The organism is Shewanella donghaensis (assembly GCF_007567505.1).
Classification (GTDB): Bacteria; Pseudomonadota; Gammaproteobacteria; order Enterobacterales; family Shewanellaceae; genus Shewanella; species Shewanella donghaensis.
In genome coordinates, this window is the sequence record NZ_CP041783.1 from 1,544,831 (window position 1) to 1,566,144 (window position 21,314).

Annotated in this window: 15 protein-coding genes; 11 read left to right on the plus strand and 4 right to left on the minus strand. The window is 39.3% G+C overall.

The window, feature by feature from the left end:
• Positions 1 to 9: 9 nt before the first annotated feature.
• Positions 10 to 3,561 carry a hybrid sensor histidine kinase/response regulator gene (locus FPK91_RS06530; RefSeq protein WP_144209645.1) on the minus strand — a complete coding sequence of 1,184 codons (3,552 nt, stop codon included), beginning with the start codon at positions 3,559 to 3,561 and terminating at the stop codon, positions 10 to 12.
• Positions 3,562 to 3,838: 277 nt separating this feature from the next.
• On the opposite strand from FPK91_RS06530, the gene FPK91_RS06535 reads away from it, so the two are divergent.
• From FPK91_RS06535 to FPK91_RS06545, 3 genes are all read left to right on the plus strand, one after another.
• On the plus strand, positions 3,839 to 5,023 hold the full coding sequence (locus tag FPK91_RS06535; protein ID WP_144209648.1) for a SpoIIE family protein phosphatase: 1,185 nt from the start codon (positions 3,839 to 3,841) through the stop codon (positions 5,021 to 5,023).
• Positions 5,024 to 5,164: 141 nt separating this feature from the next.
• A complete protein-coding gene (locus FPK91_RS06540) occupies positions 5,165 to 5,557 on the plus strand; it encodes an ATP-binding protein (protein WP_144209652.1) in 393 nt (130 codons plus the stop codon).
• Positions 5,558 to 6,049: 492 nt separating this feature from the next.
• On the plus strand, positions 6,050 to 7,639 hold the full coding sequence (locus FPK91_RS06545) for a methyl-accepting chemotaxis protein (RefSeq protein WP_144209655.1): 1,590 nt from the start codon (positions 6,050 to 6,052) through the stop codon (positions 7,637 to 7,639).
• A gap of 72 nt (positions 7,640 to 7,711) precedes the next feature.
• Here the strand turns inward: FPK91_RS06545 and FPK91_RS06550 are convergent, their stop codons facing one another.
• Entirely contained in the window at positions 7,712 to 8,692 is a 981-nt protein-coding gene (locus FPK91_RS06550) for a LysR family transcriptional regulator (protein WP_227006704.1), read from the minus strand.
• A 219-nt stretch (positions 8,693 to 8,911) separates the two neighbouring features.
• On the opposite strand from FPK91_RS06550, the gene xapA reads away from it, so the two are divergent.
• From xapA to FPK91_RS06565, 3 genes are all read left to right on the plus strand, one after another.
• Positions 8,912 to 9,745, plus strand: a complete 834-nt coding sequence (xapA, locus tag FPK91_RS06555) for a xanthosine phosphorylase (RefSeq protein ID WP_144209659.1) — start codon at positions 8,912 to 8,914, stop codon at positions 9,743 to 9,745.
• 11 nt (positions 9,746 to 9,756) lie between these two features.
• Positions 9,757 to 11,019 carry a NupC/NupG family nucleoside CNT transporter gene (locus FPK91_RS06560; RefSeq protein WP_144209661.1) on the plus strand — a complete coding sequence of 421 codons (1,263 nt, stop codon included), beginning with the start codon at positions 9,757 to 9,759 and terminating at the stop codon, positions 11,017 to 11,019.
• A 72-nt stretch (positions 11,020 to 11,091) separates the two neighbouring features.
• Entirely contained in the window at positions 11,092 to 11,964 is an 873-nt protein-coding gene (locus tag FPK91_RS06565; protein ID WP_144209664.1) for a DMT family transporter, read from the plus strand.
• Between the two features lie 499 nt (positions 11,965 to 12,463).
• Here FPK91_RS06565 and FPK91_RS06570 read toward each other — a convergent pair whose 3' ends face one another.
• Positions 12,464 to 14,506: a S9 family peptidase gene (locus FPK91_RS06570; protein WP_144214217.1), complete on the minus strand. Its 2,043-nt coding sequence runs from the start codon at positions 14,504 to 14,506 to the stop codon at positions 12,464 to 12,466.
• A gap of 201 nt (positions 14,507 to 14,707) precedes the next feature.
• Between FPK91_RS06570 and FPK91_RS06575 the strand changes: the two genes are divergently transcribed.
• Complete coding sequence (locus tag FPK91_RS06575) at positions 14,708 to 16,021, plus strand: metal-dependent hydrolase family protein (protein WP_144214219.1); 1,314 nt, start codon at positions 14,708 to 14,710, stop codon at positions 16,019 to 16,021.
• Between the two features lie 778 nt (positions 16,022 to 16,799).
• Here the strand turns inward: FPK91_RS06575 and FPK91_RS06580 are convergent.
• Positions 16,800 to 17,348 (minus strand): DUF4377 domain-containing protein, encoded by a 549-nt coding sequence (locus FPK91_RS06580; protein WP_144209666.1) that lies wholly within the window; start codon positions 17,346 to 17,348, stop codon positions 16,800 to 16,802.
• Positions 17,349 to 18,361: 1,013 nt separating this feature from the next.
• On the opposite strand from FPK91_RS06580, the gene FPK91_RS21205 reads away from it, so the two are divergent.
• The 4 genes from FPK91_RS21205 to FPK91_RS06600 all read left to right on the plus strand — a co-directional run bounded on the left by FPK91_RS21205 (position 18,362) and on the right by FPK91_RS06600 (position 21,312).
• Entirely contained in the window at positions 18,362 to 18,862 is a 501-nt protein-coding gene (locus FPK91_RS21205) for a type II secretion system protein (RefSeq protein ID WP_144209668.1), read from the plus strand.
• A gap of 78 nt (positions 18,863 to 18,940) precedes the next feature.
• Entirely contained in the window at positions 18,941 to 19,252 is a 312-nt protein-coding gene (locus tag FPK91_RS06590; protein ID WP_144209672.1) for a hypothetical protein, read from the plus strand.
• Positions 19,253 to 19,670: 418 nt separating this feature from the next.
• Positions 19,671 to 20,066, plus strand: a complete 396-nt coding sequence (locus FPK91_RS06595; protein WP_144209675.1) for an STAS domain-containing protein — start codon at positions 19,671 to 19,673, stop codon at positions 20,064 to 20,066.
• A 37-nt stretch (positions 20,067 to 20,103) separates the two neighbouring features.
• Positions 20,104 to 21,312, plus strand: a complete 1,209-nt coding sequence (locus tag FPK91_RS06600; RefSeq protein WP_144209678.1) for a polysaccharide biosynthesis/export family protein — start codon at positions 20,104 to 20,106, stop codon at positions 21,310 to 21,312.
• Positions 21,313 to 21,314 lie beyond the last annotated feature (2 nt).

Here is a 21,314-nt window from a genome sequence, read left to right on the forward strand (position 1 = left end):
GTTATTTCCTTATTTTGTCTCTTTATGTTCAATGTCAAAGCGTTGTTCAATTAACAATAAGCTTTGCTCTGCAACATCAAATATTTGTTCAAATAATAGCGCTAATGGTTCATCTTCAGTTCGAGATGCTGCCTCTAATTGTGTCGCCACTTCAGATAATTTCTGAGCGCCAAAACTACCTGCACTGCTTTTGATGGTATGAACTTCATCTTCAATTTTTTCTCGACTGCCGTCAGCCGTTATGGTTTTCAATGTTGCTATACGCATTTGTGTTTCACCATGAAACACCTTCATCATTTTTGCCAAACTCGCTTCACCAACAGCTTGTAATAGTTCATCAAAAACCTGCTGATTTAATAAGGTTGATTCAGTCGCAGTGGTTTGAGTTTCTTTTGTATTTTCTGGAAGTGCTGCATTTTCTAGGCTTTCTGTATCTTCAGTTGGGCTTTCTTCAATATATTTAATGCCAGATTCCGATTCACTGTTAGCTCTACCATCTACAGTTGCAGCTTCGGAATCATTATCTGTAACGGCAAGGGTAGAAGATTCAGTTTGGCTATTAACAGTATTCGATTCGGTGCCAGTGTTACTGACAACTTGTGTTAGCCAGTAGCCTACGCCTGAAATTAAATCGTTCTTATTCACAGGCTTACCGATACAATCTAGCATTCCAGCCTCTTTACAGGCCGCAATTTCTTCACTGAATACATTCGCCGTCATGGCGAGAATAATTTGTGTCGGTTTGACCGCTAAAATTTTACGACAGGCTTCTAACCCATCCATTTCAGGCATACGAATATCCATCAGGATTAAATCAAAATCTTGTTTTAATGCCATGTCTACGGCTTCAACACCGTTATTAGCATAACTCATCATAGCGCCTTCATTGGTCAGCATAGTACCAGCAACCATTTGATTGGCCGGGCTATCCTCGGCGAGTAATAATTTACAACCATCTGGCAGGGTGACTTCTGTTTCTATTGCTTGCTCATGATTATTTTCTGCTGTCGCGCCGCTTATTAAGCTTAACAGCATATCGCGATTTAAGGGCTTACTAACCGATTCTTCGATGCTTAAATCATTAATGAGTGCCTGCGCTTTAGTATCAACCCCTGTCAGTAATGCTGTGATATAACCCGTATCAAATAGAAAGTCGCTTCGTAAAGTGGCAACGTCTGACTCTTGGCAAGTTAATATACAACTATCATCAAGCATAATTAAATCAAAGCGGCCACGGATCCTAGATTGTTTAAATACATCATTTATTTGATGTTCAAATTTGGTGTCAACGCCATATTGGCTATATTGCTTCTTAATTAATTTGCACACCGTAATATCAGGATGCACCAATAATACTCTTGGATGTTCAGGTAAACGCACATAATGATTTGTGGCTTCACTAGACTCATCTAGCACCACAGTTAACGAGAATTTACTGCCCTCGCCAACTTGACTCTGTACATCGAGATTACCGCCCATCATTTTGGCAAGCTCAGAACAAATTGCTAATCCCAAACCAGTACCAGCATAGCTAGTGGTATGAGTATCATGGACTTGAGAAAATTCTCTGAATAATTTCTCTTGTGATGCTTTGCTGATCCCAATGCCCTGATCAGTCACTCGACAACTTAATTGCACCTTATCGTTCTCTCGACTTGGTATCCAAACTTCGACAGAAATACAGCCACTGGTTGAAAACTTAATCGCATTATCAACTAAGTTTTGTAGAATTTGTCTTATACGTTGGGCATCACCAACCAAGATTTCAGGCACATTTCGGTTAATAAAACTCGCAAGATGAACGCCTTTATCATGAGCTTTATGGGCCAAAATCTGCAGCACTTGAGCCACCAACTTATCGGGCTCAAACTCTTTTGATTCTAGTACCATTTGCCCAGCTTCAATTTTAGAGAAATCTAAAATGTCATTAATGGTACTTAGCAGCACTGAGCCTGCTTCTTTAGCTGTGCGGGCATACATTCTTTGCCCTTTCTCAAGTTGCGAGTCTAATAGTAAATCGACACTGCCTAAAACCGCATTAAGTGGAGAGCGAATTTCATGACTCATGGTCGCTAAGAATCGTGATTTAGCCTCACTCCCCGCTTCTGCCTGTTCTTTGGCTTGCCTTAACTCTTCTTCTCTCGATTTCTGCTCTGAAATATTTCTTAAAAAAGCAGTAAAGAACATTTCATCGCCCAGTTGAATAGGAATAACCCTGAGCTCAACAGGAAATTCTTCACCGGCTTTATTATGGGCAGGCACTTCTATTCGATTATTTAATACTGGTCCTTCGCCTGTACGGCGATGGTGGTCCATGCCGTTTTTGTGGGCCTTATGAAAACCGTCAGGAATAATTAAATCTTCTAGCATTTCACCCAATGCTTCTTCGCGCTCATAGCCGAATAGCTTTACTGCCGCCGCGTTAAACTCAACCACCCTGCCACTAATATCAATTGAAATCAGCGCATCGTGGGTAGCTTCAATGGTCGCGATTAAAATCGACTGAGTTCTTGCAGAAGTTTCTTGCTCTTTCTTTAGTTCAGTTAAATCTCGGATAAAACCTAAGAATAAAATTTCGCCATCGATAAGCATTTTAGAAATGGATAACTCGATGGGGAATAAGGTGCCATCTTTATGTTGCGCTTTAAGTTCACGCCCAGATCCTATTATTTTGGCATCGCCTGTAGAGAGATATTGCTTAATATAACCATCATGCATAAACCGATCTGCCATTGGCATCAAAATCGACACATTCTCACTTATTAGCTCAGTTTTGTCATAACCAAATAGCTTACTGACAGCGTTATTCACTTCATTGATTACGCCATTAACATCAATAATCACAAAGCCATCTGCAGCGGAATCTAAAATAGTATTCAAGCGGACATTTGCACCTTGCAAATCATGTCGCTTGTCATCGACATGCTTCAACATGTCATTAAATGCATTCGTGGTATCGGTTATGTCTTGAGTGCCAGGTTCATCAACCTGTACGCCAGCTTCACCTTCTAAAACTCTTTTTGAAGCATGCTGAATATTGAATACATGCTTGATTAACTTGAGTCCCTGATACCAAGACAAAAACGAGATTAAAATAATTACCAGGATCATTAAGGCACTGTATTTAAAGGTTACGGACTCGATTTCATTATCGAAATAATAAGTATTCACCATCAAACGAATTTGGACACCTGAACCGTTATTCGATTCAGCAAACTGCTCAACTAACTGCTCTTTTGGAATAACGGTTTCAGTAGGCTCAAATTCCCCCGCAGCATTTCTTTGCGCCGCATAAAGTTGTCTGTCAGCTTTGAATACCTGCACCGAATCAATATGACTAATTTGATGTTTTTCTAAGGAGTCTTTGAGCAAAAGAATAGATTGGTGTGGATTTTTAACATCAACACTATTAGCCAATAATACCGCAGCTAATTGACCCTGTTGTTGTGTTTCAACATGGTTGGCCGACTTTATTAAATGCAAACTATTGAAAATAAGCATGAGTAATAATGCAATTTGCATTAATCCGATCGCAATGATGGCTTTTAATCTAAACGACAAATTCCTTCTCCTGATGCATTTTGCAAAAAAGCATTAACTATCCTGTCATAAAACTTATTTTAAAGCAGATGTTTACTATAGCTACACTCACTATGAATCACATTTTCGCATTTTGCAAAAGATTATTACCATTATGCAAATAGGAATAAAAACCATTACTAAAAAAAGCCATTTAAAGTTGTATTTAAATATAAAGCATTAATTTAAAACAATTTATAAATTATGGAACAAGCTTTGCTTTATCTACGCAGATATCCATTCTTTTAGGGAATAGCCCATGCAAAATGCTAATACGCCTACAACTATCTCCATACTGTTAGTGGAAGATACCTTTAGCGAGCGTTATTACATTGCCAGCCTTATTCGTAGCTTTCAGCCTGAAAATGTTGAATTTGACATTATTCAATGTGAAGACGGCTTAGCGGCTTTAGAAAAATGCAGAACCCATCAATTTGATTTAATTATCAGTGACTGGCGTATGCCTAAAATGAATGGGGTTGAATTTTGTAAACGAGTTAAAGCTAAGAATGATGCCGCTTACTTCTTATTGCTTACCGGTAATGATCAGACCCAAGATATGATTTATGCAATGGAATCGGGTGCCGATGACTACATTACCAAGCCGTTTCTCGCATCAGTGCTGAAAGTAAAAGTCCAAGCGGCGGTGAGGCTAATACAAGCAAAAAAGTCTGTGACTGAGAGTAAACAGCAGCTGCAAAGTTTACTCACGCAAACTCAGTCTGAACTTAAGCAAGCTGCGACGTTACAACAATCATTACTGCCCAAGCGTAACCTGTCATTTGATAATTGGACCATTCGGCATTACTTTGAGCCAGCCACTGAACTTGCTGGTGATATCTTGCAATGCTTTCAAATTGATAAAGAATGGATTGGCTTTTATGTCATCGATGTATCTGGACATGGGGCGAGTGCTGCCATGTTGAGTTTTACCCTCGCTCAAGGCTTGTCACCACAAAGAATGGACTGGCAACAATCACCAGAAAAAGTCATGAACTTATTGAATGTCATGTTTGATGATCCCGGTAACCTTGGCCAGTTTGCTACCGTTATGATTGGCAAAATAAATACCAACACTCACCAATTGCAATTATGTAATGCAGGACACCCTTTGCCTTTAGTGCTTTCAAAACTTGATGTACAAACCATTGATGTACCTACAGGGTTGCCCATTGGTATTGATCAACATTGTCAGTACCAAAGCGGGGAATATCAACTTTATCCTGGCGAGCAACTATTGTTATTTTCAGACGGCGTATACGAAGTAAATAACCCTAAATTCGGTATGTTTGGTTTAGATCGTTTAAAGCAGCGTTGCTTCTCAGCGAAAGCCATGCCAGCAAGTAAATTCCTAAGACATTTAAGTTATATATTAAATCTATGGCAGCAATATAAACCCCAAGATGACATGTCATTGTTACTGTTCACCGCACCGGAATCCTAGCCGGTCTATTACTGAATAAAAGTATTGAGTGAAAGTAATCGATGGAGTAATGGACGGAAATAATTAATGGCAGTTAATAATAGAGCCAAATAATTTGGCATTAAATAATTAACACACCCTTAAGGGTTTTAAGGATTTACTATGAATAACCTACAATTGAACTTAGCCTTAAATTCAATGACAGCTGATCAAGTTTACGATGAGCTAGAACAATTTCTCAGTCGTAACGGATTATCTTCACTGCAGCGCTTTAAGCTCATTACTTGTATTTTAGAAGCGACAAATAATGTAAAACAGCATTGCTCAGAAGTCGCTGATGATGTCACTGTTATGCTGCAGTACAAAAATAGTCATATTATTATCGATATTCTCGATAACTCAGAGTTCACTTCATTACCAGCACCTAAAGTATGCCCAGATAATAGTACAGCAAACGGCAGAGGCTTATGGATCATGCACCAATGGATGGATCAGGTTCAGCAACAGGCCACAGTATTAGGGACTCACTTGAGATTGAGTATGCAATTGGGTTAAAACGACAGTTTACTGTTCTATAAATTTGGTGACGTAATCTTTAACTACAATAATCCACCATAATCAAATTACATTTAAACAACTGATTTAAAAAGATTTTCTATAAAATTTAATACCTCGGATTTGATTGGTGGTTACGTTTTTAAATAAGCTGCAGATTAAAACCTCGAAGTTTCGCCCCTTTAAGGGTAAAAACAAACAAAAGAAGTGCAAGGTCAGTAGTCATAACAGGTTTGCACTCCAATATTAGTGACCAGCATAATGTTTGGTTGAGCATTGTTGATTGCACTTTAAAAACAGAGTTAGCTAAACTTGAATACGATTAATCCTCACGATAATAAAACTCGGTGATACAGGCTCATTTTTAAGCTAACATGTTGAAATGCTAATATTTAAAGCTTTAAACAGATCGTGAATATATGACCTTTATCAAATTATTACGATTAAAGCTCAGGCAAAATGTAACCATATTTTATACTTTCAATGGTTACCATGCGTACAAATCAGCCTATTATTGATAGTGAGCAAACACTCACTAGTAACTGTATTCTTTTGTCGACCACTGACCTCAAAGGAAATATTAAATACGCCAATCAAGAATTTATCGACATATCAGAGTTTAGCGCTGATGAACTACATGGTCAGCCCCATAATATAGTTCGTCACCCTGATATGCCGCCGCAAGCTTTTGAGTCGATGTGGCAATGTATTAATTCAGGAAAGCCCTGGATTGGTATCGTTAAAAACCGCACTAAAACAGGCAAGTATTATTGGGTAAATGCTTATATTTCACCAGTATATGAAAATGGTCAATTACATGAATTTCAGTCTATTCGCCGCAAAGCGACTAGGGCACAAATTGCAACGGCTGAAAACGTTTATCGACAGCTTAATGCTGATATCGCGCCAAAAGAGTTAGCTAGCCCGCTAATGAGTTTTGTCGGCAAACTTTGTTTATGGGCGATGTTTATTCTATTAGTTACTGTGACTGCCACCAGCTTAATTTCAAGCTCTATACTCAGTCTTGTTGCGGCTACAATCGGTACTCTTGTCGCAGGCTTTGGCATAAACCATCTTTGCCAACCTTTGAAAGTATTAGCCACTAAAGCCACTAAAATCATCGATGATCCTATTGCTTGTGGCATCTTTAGTGGTAGTCAAACAGACATCAACAAAATCGATTTAGCACTCAATTATTTAGTTACTGAAACGGGTGGCGTTGTTGGCCGTATGGCAGATTCCGCCACCACTATCTCTGAACAGAGTGAACAACTTAATAAGACTATTATTGATACGCGCCAGCGTGCTGAAAGCCAGTGCCAGCAGACCACTCAGGTTGCCACGGCTATGGAGGAAATGACCACCAGCTTTACTGAAGTCAGTGATAACACTCATAACACAGCTCAAGAAATTACCCGTAGCCATAACGCTTCTACATTAGGTCAGGAACGTATGGTGAACGTGGTTGCAGCCATTAATAAATTAAGACAAGAAGTCAGCCATTTCTCAACAATTGTTGAATCAATTGAACATGACAGTCATGCTATATCAACTGTACTTAGTGAGATAAAAGGTATTGCTGAGCAAACTAATTTATTGGCGTTGAACGCCGCCATAGAAGCGGCCCGAGCAGGAGAGTCTGGCCGAGGCTTTGCAGTGGTTGCTGATGAAGTGCGTCAATTGTCGATGCGAACCACTGAATCCACCACTCAAATTGGTAGCATTGTGAGCAACTTTCAGCAAAGTACAAAAAACGCTGCCCAAGCAATGGATGCGGGGCAAAAGCAAGCTGATATTTCAGTCAAGCTGGCCGAAGATGCTGACAGCGCCTTTGAGCAATTAGGCGCCTCTTTGGATACTATTCACGCTATGGCTGAAATGAATGCCACCGCCATGAGCCAACAAGCTTCAGTAGCTGAAGCGATTAGTCAATCCATCTTAATGATTAATGAGTTATCCAATACCAGCCTAGCGCAAACAGATCAAGCAAGCATTAAATGTGAGCAAATGACCCGTTTATCCAATAAGACCGCGCATTTGTCGAAACAGTTTTGGCAACAAAGTGTGCAAAGAGAGTATTAATTTCAACGATATAAAGATTATATTTAGCCCGTTTAAATAAATTAACGGGCTAAATATCAAGCGGGCTTTATATCACAAGGACTGCGCAGATATAGATTGAGCAGAATTCATTGATAAATGCAGAAACTGGATCAGTGATTGTCGCTCAAGGGTCATTTTTTGAGGATGATAAATAGCACAGATATTGGCACAAATATTCTGTTTGAGTTTAATAAAGCGCACATGTTGCCAAGGTTGATGACTAAAACTTTGCGGTACAATAGAAATGCCTTGATGACTGTTTATCATGTTCATTAGGGTCATCGGCTCAATCACCTCCTGAATGATTTTCGGTAAGAAACCCTTCTTGATGCAATGATTAATCACTAAATGCGCAGAAGCCGAGTTGGTCTGACTCATCATCACAAATTCTTGTTCGGCAAGCTCTGATAAGCACAACGTCTTACGTTTGTTCAGTGGATGATTATCTGGCAGAGCAACTACCATAGGTTCATTAAACAAATTACACGACTCAATTGGAGCAATATCAAGTGTATCTGCATAGCGAACTAACCCAATATCAATTTCATTATTGATCAATGCCACTTTCTGCTGTTTCGGTGATTGTTCAATAAACTCAAACTGAATCGAAGGATATTGCTTTTTCAACTGTTGGCAGGCGTTACCAAAACCAGCCAAAAAGACCGAACTAACAATACCTAAACGCAAGTGGCCTTGTTTTTCTCGCGCATATTGGGTCACTTTATTAATTGAACTGTCTATCACCTCAAAGATGCTTTGACACTCTTGGCGTAGTAATAACCCCGTAGAGGTTAACTGCACACTTCGATGTTCGCGATTAAACAATTCAACCCCGAGAATCGCTTCTAATTCTCGTATTTGCGCACTTAACGGTGACTTAGAAATATGCAATCGCTCGGCGGCTTGGGTCAAGTTTTGGCTATGACTCACCACATAAAAATATCGCAGCATTTTCATACTGACGCGTTCAGCCCAAAACAAGTTTTTTAAACTCGTTTGCGCCGTCGGAATGACTTTCGTGTCTGAGTTCACAACTTTACTTTCCACTTTATTGATAAAAAACACCTTACAGCCTTAACCAAATTTAAGTAAATACTATTTTTCAAATAGTTAAGGCTAAAATTATTTCATATTTAGCTCATGGAGAAATCAGTGCTGAAAAAGAGCACATAGACACTGTTTATAGTGATTTTAATCAATATGGCTTGGGTATACCGTGAGTTCAATAGCAAATCCACTTAGGAATTAATTATGTCTCTATACGATCCAGTCCCAAATGCTGTCGCAACCATCGAAACTTATAAGCCAGGCTTTAAACCTCAAATAGCCATGATTTTAGGCTCTGGTTTAGGTGTACTTGCCGATAAACTTGAAGATAAAGTCAGTATAAGTTACCAAGAGCTCGATGGTTTCCCTGTGAGTACTGTAGAAGGTCACAGTGGTGAATTAGTACTTGGTTATTTAAATGGTGTTCCCGTTGCCTGTATGAAAGGCCGTGGCCATTTCTATGAACACGAAACCATGAAAGTCATGACCACCCCAGTACGAACCTTTAAAACCCTAGGTTGCGAAATGTTACTGGTAACCAATGCTGCGGGTTCTTTACGTCCAGATCGCATTGATGTCGGCTCATTAGTCGTATTTTCAGACCATATTAACACCATGCCAAGTACACCGCTAACTGGTCCAAATGATGACAAATATGGGCCACGCTTTTTCAGTATTGCCAATGCTTATGATTTTGACCTGCGCCAACAAGCCCTAGATATCGCGAATAAAGAAAATATCGTTCTAAATGAAGGCGTTTTTGTGTCTTATCCAGGACCTTGTTTTGAAACTGCAGCAGAAATCCGCATGATGCAAATCATTGGTGGTGATGTAGTGGGAATGTCAGTGGTTCCTGAGGTAATTTCGGCGGCCCATTGCGGTTTACCCGTATTAGCTATTTGCGCAATTACCAACATGGCTGAAGGCCTTGGTGATGTAACACTGTCACACGAGCAAACCCTTAAGTGTGCCAAATTAGCAGAAGGCGACTTCTTAAAATTAATCAATGCATTTGTCGCTAGCACCAATAAAGCATAGAGGGTAATAGCATGATGTTTATCGGTTTTATTGGAATGCTTGTACTACTGGGTATCGCATATGCCTGCTCAGTAAATCGTAGTGCCATTAACCTACGCACCGTAGGGACTGCTTTAGGTCTACAAATTGTCATTGGTGCCTTGGTACTGTATGTCCCCGCAGGCCGTCTGGTATTAGAGGCAATGTCACATGGCGTACATGTGGTACTTGATAGCGGTAAAGCCGGTATTCAGTTCTTATTTGGTAATTTAGTTAACTTCTCAGTTGAGGGAATTGGCTTTGTTTTTGCTTTAAACGTATTACCTTTAGTGGTGTTTTTCTCCTCGCTGATTGCAGTACTTTACTACCTTGGCGTCATGCAATTTATTATTCGATTAATCGGTGGCGGTATGGCTAAAGTTTTAGGTACATCTAAAACAGAATCCATGTCCGCTGTATCAAATATTTTTGTAGGTCAAAGTGAAGCGCCACTAGTCATTAAGCCATACATGGCGAAAATGAGTGACTCTGAATTCTTTGCGGTGATGTGTGGTGGCATGGCGTCAGTATCGGGCACGGTTCTGGCTGGTTATGCGATGATGGGCGTTAATATGGAATATTTGCTCGCGGCGTCATTTATGGCAGCTCCAGGTGGTATTTTATTTGCAAAAATTATTTTACCAGAAACCGAAACGCCCACTTACACCATCGACAAAAACGTTCAATTTGATGAAAAACCACCTGTAAACGTACTTGCAGCAGCCGGTGAAGGTGCGTCCAGTGGAATAAAACTCGCAGCTGCTATCGGTGCAATGTTGATTGCGATGATTGGCTTAGTTACTTTAGTTAATACACTTTTAGGTAGTGCTGGTGATGCTGTTGGATTGCAGTTATCACTTGAAGGTATCCTTGGTTGGATTTTTGCTCCACTGGCGTTTTTGTTAGGTGTACCGCTTGCCGATATTGCCATTGCGGGTTCGATGATAGGAAAAAAACTGATTGTAAATGAGTTTGTAGCATTCAGCGATTTAGCACCTTATTTACAAGACAGTGCTGAAGTCACCGCTGCAGGGCTACATGTACTCCAAGATAAAAGTAAAGTTATCATCAGTTTTGCTTTGTGTGGCTTTGCTAACCTTGCTTCGATGGGGATTTTAATTGGTGGGCTTGGTACACTGTGTCCATCTAGAAAAGACTTTATTGCCAAGTATGGTTTACGCACTGTTGTGGCTGCAACTTGCTCAAACCTAATGAGTGCCACCATTGCAGGCTTGTTCTTTTCTTTGGCTGTTTAGTTGGAAAATCAACCTAGCTATCATTTTCTAAAGGGACGAGTTTTCGTCCCTTTTTTCCTTTAAGGTTTACCCATGTTCAAGTCTGCACTCCCCCATATACAAATGCTGTTTTTTACCTTCATCATTGCGATGACCTTTCCTGTTGGCAAACAATTAATGCTAGAAGTGCCGCCAATGATAGCCACATGGCTTAGATACATTATTGCCGCCCTTCTGTTTGTAGTGATATTAGCCTTTAACCGTCGTTTAAACTTACCTACAGGTAAAAGCCTAATACGCTATACCTTAGTCTGTTTACCCTCACTGGCATACTTTGCCGCTATGTTTAGCGCCCTAACCCAAACCTCAGCATTTTCTACCAGCGCACTTTATACCGCTGTGCCGTTAATGACGGCACTGTTAGTCGTATTAATTCATAGAAAAATAGGTAAGTTAATCCATTGGATCGCACTCGTGGTCGGGTTTAGCGCATCACTTTTTTTAGTCATGCAGCAATCAGGTAATAACTTGGATTTCGAATGGAATAATGGCTACAGCCTATTTATGCTTGGTTGCATCGGGATGGCTGCTAACCCTCTAATCATAAAAGCTTGTTATCGCCAAGAGAACTTTATGGTATTTACGGGCTGGAGTTTAATCGCTGCCTCCATTATTTTATCAATATGCCTCGCACCACAAATTATTGAATTTAATTGGCTACAAGTATCCAGCAATGCTTGGTATGCCTGCCTGTACCTTGCTATATTTGCGACTGCTATAAGCTTTTTTTTGTTTCAAAAAGCGAGCGTAAACATAGCGCCGCAGCAAGTTTCAGCTTATGTATTTCTGATCCCTGTATTTGTATTAATAACAGGTGGCAATGAAGTCGATGTTAACTGGTTATATACATTTATAGCCTTGCTACTCCTGAGCGCTGCGATGTATTTACTGATGCGGAAACAATAAAAGACCTCTAGGCTACTTTTTGAAGATCTTTGAGGTGATCAGCACCCATTTGGCCACTTTAAGTTGGGATTTGACAAAGATACTGATAATCAATAATGACTATGTGACATTTATTCAGTCACATAGTCAGAAAATGGTACGACTGCCACACCTATCATTTTTGAATGTATTCTTCAAAAAACACCCAATGAGAAGCGGACACAACGACAGCAACTAGAATTCGTCTTCCAATCTCATTGGCTACCACCTGATAATATGAGACACCATATTTAGGTTTCGATCTCCCCCCCCCCCTTAAAACGACTTTTTCTGATGTGGTTTTTAAACCTTCATCAATAAACATATCTCACACTTTTTTAACCCTTAAGTACTATATTCAGGGCAATTCAACTGCAAATATAAAGACTCCCAATCTCCTATTGCTGATGAGCTGACAGCATTTAGCCGATGTCACCTTTTTATTGTCTATTGCTTATGAGTAATAAATAGCTATAAGTATTTATTCTTCAGTTTTGTATTGATCAAACCACCAAAGTATATGTGCAACTTTAGACATTAAATTGCTGGGTCTTTTGTAAATCCCGTGCGGTGAATCCGGGATTCGAACCATTGCAGTGTCGATGTTTTGTAATTTAAGTGCTTGATAGAATTGTTCTGTTTCAGCTATTGGTGTGCGCTGATCAGCTTCTCCTGTAAGTAACATTGTCGGAGTCGTGACATTGCCGACATAACTAATAGGTGACAATTTCATATAGTGAGCACTGTCTTCCCATGGCATTTTTTCAAACCAGTTTTTAATAACAAAAGGATAGATGTCAGTTGTAAGCACAAAGCTAAACCAGTTGATAACAGGTTTTGCTACGACAGCCGCTTTAAAGCGATCTGTGTGACCCACAATCCACGCCGTTAATACCCCACCACCTGATCCACCAGTAACAAACAATGCATTTTTATTAATGGCATCTTGCTCAATCACACCGTCAACTACAGACATCAAATCATCATAATCTTGGCTTGGATAATTATTATGAATAGTTTGTGCAAATTCTTTACCGTAACTATCACTGCCTCGAGGATTGGCATATACCACAACGTATCCACTCGCTGCCATTAGTTGAACTTCAGCTGAGAAATGTGGGCCGTAGTTTGTGACTGGTCCGCCATGAATTTCTAGAATTAATGGGTAGGTTTTGCCCGATTTTTTACCTTGTTCATAACCAGGCGGATAAGCGACCCAAGCTTGAATGTTGCGTTGATCAAATGAAGATTTAACATTGAGTTCTTTTATCGTTGCAAGCGTTTTATAGCCTAAAAAGTCATTGTTAAGCGCGGTTAATTGCGTTGTTTTTCCTTTTTTGGTGATAGCGACATCAGCAGGACGTTGGGGGTTTGAATATGTGAATGCAATCGTGCCATCTTCAGCGACATCAAACTGACTCCCCGTATACGGACGACCAAAAGAAAGTCCACCAAGGTTTTGCGCTACAATTTTTCGTTTACCACTTAAAGGTTGATAAGCGACATAGGTTTCACCATGGTCATGGTAATTAAAATAAACCGCTTTACTGTTGTCAGCCCATTTAATGCTATTAATTGAACGGTCTAAGTTTGCGGTTAATGAGCGTTTATCTGAGCCATCAATATTCATGATATAAAGCTCAGTGTTTTCATAATTTTTATAGTGTTGATTGGCACCTAAATAAGCAATCATTTTTCCATTAGGTGACACCATTGGACTGCGATCGGGCCCAACACGATCAGTCAATTGATGTGTTTTTTTATTTTTTAAATTGAGCGAATAAATGTTGTTATCAGTCCACTCTAAATCACTATCAGGGCGTTTATTACTGGCGTAAAACAATTGGCTACCGTCTTTGCTCCAACTAAGTTTACCGCCATGATCAAATTGACCAGATGTGAGCTGACGGGCAGAGCCACCATCTGAAGACATGACAAAAATATGGCTGTTACCTTGCTTACTGAAACCTGCTCCATCAAAGCGGTAATACATATCATCAATAAATATTGCTGGTTTTGCCCATTTAGCGCCTTTTGGCATACCTGGTAACGACACTACCGATTTCGGTTTACTGTCGACAAAACGTGTAAAAGCCAGTTGTTTACCGTTCGGTGACCAAGATAAATTAGCTGGAGCATGGGTTAAATGGCTCATTTGGGCTGTATCGCCACTTGATAGCCATTTCATATGAATTTGAGGTTTGCCGCTAGCGGTAGAAATATAAGCCAGCTTAGTGTTATCAGGTGATAGTGTGGGTGAATAATCGACATGCAGACCATTGGTTACAGGCGTAAGATTTTTGTTTTTGTCTACTTTCCATATATTGCCCAACTTCTTATCTGTTTGTATATCCATATAGTTACGAACAAAATATACCTCATCACCGTCATTGTTGATTGTCAGCCCTGAAGCGTATTCTAAATTAAATACATCCTCTAATTGCAGTAAGGAATCAGACGTTTGAGCAAACGCTATCGCTGATGCGAAAGGTGCAATTAATAAAATACCGATGGTTCTATTCATTTTAATCACGTAATAAAGTCCTTTATTCGAAAGTCGTTGCGCTTTATTTATTGTTAACTGCGTATGTTTTATTTGCACAATCTTCTTAAATTACCACATGCAGCGTAAATGACAACACGATGTGAATTCATATTTACATTCTGTGTTTATTCTATATATTAATGACCAATTCAATAAAAATAACAATGTCGGACAATGATGATGACTTCTTTCACAAAATATAGCGTTACTAAAGGCTTAACAGCAGTATCTATTGCACTAGCAGCACTACTTAGCCAGTCTGCGATCGCTGATACTAAGGTCATACATGCAGGTGAACTACTGGCAACACCGGGCAAAGCGCCATTAACTAATCGCACTGTCGTAATAGAAGATGGTGAAATTACAGCTGTTAAGAAGGGATTTATCTCAGCCAATGAATTTGGTAAAGATGCAGTCTTGATTGACCTTTCAGACAGTTTTGTAATGCCTGGTTTGATGGACATGCATGTTCATCTACAGATGCAACTAGGACCTAACAATATTAGAGATACTGTAAAATTGTCGGATGCCGATATCGCAATGAAAAGCGTTCATTACGCTAAGACAACCCTGCTGTCTGGGTTTACAACAGTACGCGACTTATTAAGCGAACCTGAACAAATGTATGCATTGCGAGATGGCGTTGAAAAAGGTTGGATTGAAGGCCCACGCATTATTGCTGCTGCAGGCGTTGCGATTACCGGAGGGCATTTGGATGTTGATGGAATGGCTCCAGATTTACTTGCATTAAAGTCCTCGACAACAATATGTGATGGCCCTTATGAGTGCCGCAAAATAACGCGAGAAGCCATTAAATATGGCGCGGATGCCATTAAAGTTGCATCAACGGGTGGGGTATTATCTGACACTAATACAGGTACTGGCCAACAAATGACAGATAATGAGTTAAAGGAAATTGTAGATACTGCTCATGGTTTAGGTCGTAAAGTGGCCAGTCATGCTCATGCCGCTGAAGGGATTAATGCCGCATTAAGGGCGGGTGTTGATAGCGTAGAACATGGCAGTTATGCCAATGAAGAAACAATTAAACTATTCAAGAAAACCGGTGCTTATTTAGTGCCCACTTTGTTAGCTGGGGCGACCGTTGTGGAGATGGCCGAAACCTCAGATTTTATGTCTGATCCAATAAAAGCAAAGGCTATACGTGTTGGACCTGATATGTTGGAAAATTTCGAAAAGTCATATAAAGCAGGGGTAAAAATCGCTTTTGGCACTGATAGTGGCGTATCTAAGCACGGCATCAATGCACATGAAGCAGTATTGATGTATCAAGCTGGCATGACGACTGCAGATATTTTGAAGTCTGCCACAGTGAATGCCGCAGACTTAATTGATATGAGCGATAAACTCGGCACTATTGAGGCTGGAAAATATGCCGATATTATTGCGTTAGACGCAAGCCCATTAGAGAACATCGAAGAGTTACTTGATGTTGATTTTGTAATGAAGGGTGGCGTGATTTACAAAAAATAAGGAGAATAACATGTCCATTTATGGACACTCCTAGTGAGTATGGCAATAGTCAGCCTAACCAAGTCGTTTAACCTTAGTTACTTCTAAACGATACCACTTGCTGTTGTTATTGATGCCAATAATATACCGCTAAGCAGTTGTACTGCCTTGTTTGGTCTAAATTAAAGTACGAGCTTGCTATCTTTGTGATAGCAAGCGCCCCTAATGAATTCCGCACCTGTGCCTGCTTAGTTACGCTACATTCGAATTATACTTATCCTCGGTCTTTTCTCGTTTACATTAGGTAGGTTGAGCCGATTTATGCCGAAAAACGGAAGCTATGAAACAAAGCCAGTAAAAAACTGTAGACAAGATTCTCTAAGCTGCCCTCTATTTCGACGTCACTAAAACGTTTGGGTGCATAAAGTCAGTTGTTAAACCTCTCGAGTTACCTAAAAGCTTTTTAAGACATCTAATATTTTGGGCAAAGATACTGATAATCAAAAATTGAGCTCTGGCATCTATTCAGTTACGTAGTCAGAAAATGGTACGACTGCCACTCCTATCATTTTTGAATGTCTTTTTCATAAACAACTTGGGCTATGCAGGTTCTCAATCTTTATCAACAAACACTCTCCAGTCTTGTTTAATAACTTGCGTTAATGGTGTGGTAAATTCTGAGGCCTTGGATGTTCGACTATTGATCTTTATATTCGAGGATTAAGCACTTAAATTGAGACTATTTATGAAAAAGATAGATGTCATCAAAAAAACCTATTAAAAAAACCTATTAAAAAAACTAAAACCAACGAATTATTTCACCTTCATTATTGTATTTTATTTCAAGGTTAAGAATGACATCATTTTCTGCCAAGTCCAAAAGTTCACTACATAACATCGCAGCGCAATTTACTTCGTAGCCTAAAATAAAAAATATATCACCCTTTTGAATAAAAGTGTTGGGATTGAAAGGAACATCATTATAAGTATAAATGCTACCTAGAGGATCTGTATCGTTATTGATAATACTTAACAAGGTATATTTCATATTCGATTCATCGGCAGGTGGATTTGAAATTGGACTTATTTCAATTTCTATTCTGTCACTTATCCCCCAAGTATGGTTATATCCTTCTACAGGAGCATACAATATTTTTTCTTCATCATTTCCTTCTAGTGTATACCCGAGACAAAATCTTGGAATAACACTATGACATAGCTTGGGGTTACCGACTACATTCCAAATTTCTCGCTGTAATTTTTGCTCATCACTACTATCTGAATCACTGCATCCAGTGAGTAAGCATAGTGTGATTAATAAAACTGCAAACGGTAAAGTCCATTTCATATATTTAAATTCCGTTTATTAAATCTTGATTATTAGTACTTCTTAAATTGAAGAATGTTACTCCGAAGTTATAATACTTTCGAGATTGATAATAAGGCAAGATGGAGCTCGTTACATTTTGTATCTTATTAAGTGAAATTATGGCTAACATGTAATATTGGGGGGGAAACTGCTATAAAAGAGGAAAGTTACTTAGGCATATATGCCTTAAAAACTAGACAGGCACGATGAAACTGCCAGTTTCATTAGCCACCATAGGGATTAAGTTTACCTTTGGATTACGTCGTGGTGCCGTTATCTTCCTGAGTGGGTAATAGGCTTAACTAACTTACGTCCTATTCCTTGTTTGTAATTTTGAACAAATCAAAGTCATATGGCGCTTCGCCCACACCAGACTAAAAGGGAAAAATGCTGAAAGCACATAATTTTCGATGGGAATTAATCCAGCTTTAACTCGTTTATTGTGGATTAATGAATCAGCTTCGGCCATTGTCGAAAAAACCTAACGCTTCCGACGGGCCTTCCCTGCCCCAACGAAAGCTAGCTTGTGGCATCCATGCCAAGCTCACAGCCTTTTCTCGATGAGCTCAATACATATTGAGTCTTTTAGATTCTTAAATTTATGGGTTTTCTAACTTTAGCTCTTTTAATTACCACGAATGCAGTCAAATCGAAGAGACAATAATACCAGTATAGATGCAGCAGCGAGCTTCCAAAACAAGGGGAATGTGTTCACGGCGAGTCTTGGATGCATCTGCACATAAGGTATCTATTTCACAAACATGTCATCGCGATATTCGTATATCCTATACATCACCTGCAGCAGGCAATTCGTTAAATTGAAGATATGGTCACTCGAAGCGCATTATATGCGCTATTAAGTTTGGAATTTAATTAACATAAATATTTCCGCATTACCTTCTCAGTCTCATTTTTTCTAATCCAGTACGTATATATTTATCAATAATTACAGTAAGCTACCCAGAGTAAAATAAATAAGGATATTTATATCTATGCACAGAGCGAGAACCAGCGGCTTTACTCTTATCGAATTAGTCGTTGTTATTATTATTCTTGGTGTATTGGCGGTATCGGCTGCTCCTAAGTTTCTCGATTTAAGTTCAGAGGGAGTAATTGCAACTTCTGAAAACTTAAAAGGAGTTATCAATAGCACTTCAACATTGGTATACAGTAAATCAGTGATTGAGGGAGTGGAAAAATCTCCGTCTGCAGAAATCATGATAAATGGTCAACTAGTTGAGGTTGTTTATGGTTACCCTGCTGGCACTAAAAATGGCATTAGTGCAGTAATTGATTTTGATGAAGGTGATTGGAATAATAATCAACGAGATAGCGATTGGCACAGCCGAGCAAGTGTTTATCCTGGAGCTTGGATATATTGGCATGGCAGTTTTGATGAAGATGCGGGTTCACTGCAATGCTATTTACGCTATCGCCAATCCGTGGCTGTAAACGCTAGGCCGATTATCGATTTTGAATTTAGAGAATGTTAATGCCTATTTGTGAATAGGTACAAAATAAATCGCACTTTATATTTAGCTTAGCTAACAAGAAAATATCCATGGAGGCTAATGAAACCTGCTCAAATAATAGGATTCATATTCAGTGTCATTGGTGCTTGGTATTTATCTTTATTTTATGATGACCTAATGCTGGGTGAACCGAGTTCTTCTAGCTTAGGTATTGGTGTTGCTGTCGTTTTCTCTTTCTTCGCTGTTTCAGCTCTTTTACTTATTCCGACATCCATCATTTTAAGAACAGAAAAAAAGAGAACTAAAAGACAATTTACCGGTTGGCTTTGGTCTAGCTTATTTATTATCAATGCAATTTTTGCAGCGACATATGTACTGGCCTTTTTTTTAGTATTGTTAAGATACGTATAACGAAAAAGAGTTCAGTGCATTAACTGCAACGCCATCAAATAATGCTAACTTAAATCCTGCTTTTATCGAAAATTCATATCATATCTACTCAGTCTATCCTCACCCAGCAATACGCTTAAACAAATACTGCAAATTGCGAATATTAACTATTCAATTAATAATCAGTACTTTTGCATTCTGCAATACCACGCTTTCAAAGCGCAATAATTTCTTCGCATTAAGCAACTCGTTAATCCTAAATCAAAACAAACAACCCTAAACCAATGATTTGAATCAATTAAATAATTGGCACGCATCCTGCTACCTATAGTTTAAGAAAGTAAGATTACGAAAAAATAGATGGTTTCAAAGTTCATTTATCTCATCGCAATTTACTTCATCAAGGTTTACCACATCGAAAGATGTATAGGAGCAGGTTATGAAATTCGAACTTAAAGTAGCGCAACATGCGAGCGTAGTAACACTACCCATTAGAATGTTTATGGCACATACCCCAACTTACAGGGCAGCGCTTGTTGATTATATAGATAGAGGTCATACCCGTTTAGTTATCGATATGCAGCATTTAGAGTACATCGATTCAAGTGGGTTATCGGTGCTGATATCTGCACGTAATCAAGCTTTGAATTACCAAGGCAATATCGTTTTATTATCACCAACCCCTGCAGTGCGAGCGTTAATTGAATTAACACGCTTACACCATATTTTTGAAATTTTTGAAACTGAAGAGCTAGCGTTAGATTTTTTGCGTCACAGCAGCATTGTTGAAGCATCTACTTTTGATGAAAAAATCATCTCTCAATTAGCTAGCTAAGAAAGTCTACATCAAGGACGTTAAGGGGCAAATCAAAATGAATACTATCAAATCACTCATTTCACTCGCTATGATCGCAGGTTTAACCGCTTGCGTAACCCCCTCGCAGCCCGCTCAGCAAGACGTTTGCGATTTAGATAATCAAATGACTAGCTGTCATTATTTCGGACAAACAACACCTTATAACAGAAAGGTTAGCGCCGTCACTTCAAACCACACGACATTTCCTACCGCGCCTATTTTTGGTAACAAAGCGATGATAGTCGATACCAAGCAAGCACTATCACTTTCTGTTGGCGATAAAATTTCAATAAAAATATTAAATGGCGAAGAGTTCAGTAAAGATGTTGAGATTGATGCCGACGGTAATATATATCTACCTTATCTACCGGCTATTTCAGCAAAAGGCTTAACCCTAAAGCAACTTAATAACACCATCGATGATTTGTTGGTTGATGAGAACTTGATGTTAGCGCATGCGGTACGTATCAGCATTTTACCGATTAGCTGGGCACCGATTGAAATTACCACCTCTGGTGCTGTGTTTGAACCAGGCCAACACATGATTAATAAAAAATTACCCATTGAAATGAAAGATGACGGCAGCAATTATTCTGGTGACCAGGCGATTAAACGTAGTGTCGCTTCAGCAGTAAAATCATCAGGAGGCATTCGTCCAGATGCTGATATTTCGGCAATAAAAGTGATTCGAAACGGTCAGGTTTTCAATATGGATTTACGTGGTATGCTAACTGGAGAGAAAGTGCCAAACATGACTTTAATGGCTGGCGATCATGTACATGTTCCTTCAACGCATTCATTTAATGCACAATTAGCAAGACCTTCTCAACTGACAGCACCAGGGATCAGGGTATTTATGTCAAACTTAACGCAACCAGCAAGCTCAAATAGTCAGTCTGCAGTTGACCGTGAGGCCACGCGTTTCCCCTATGGTACCCGCTTGTTAAATGGTGCTATTGCAGCTAACTGCGTTGGTGGTGCACAAACAACGAATGCCAGTCGCTACATTATTCTCGTGACTAAAAACCCTTTATCAAATCAAATTGACGTTGTTGAACGTTCAATTGATGGCTTAATCCAAACGGCATGGAATGATGAATCAAACCCTGTGTTGTTACCGGGTGATGGACTTGCTTGTTATGACTCACGTGTAACCAACATGCGTGAAATAGCGAGAACAATAACTGAATTAGTAGTTCCTACTACTCTTATCGGTTGGTTGTAAGG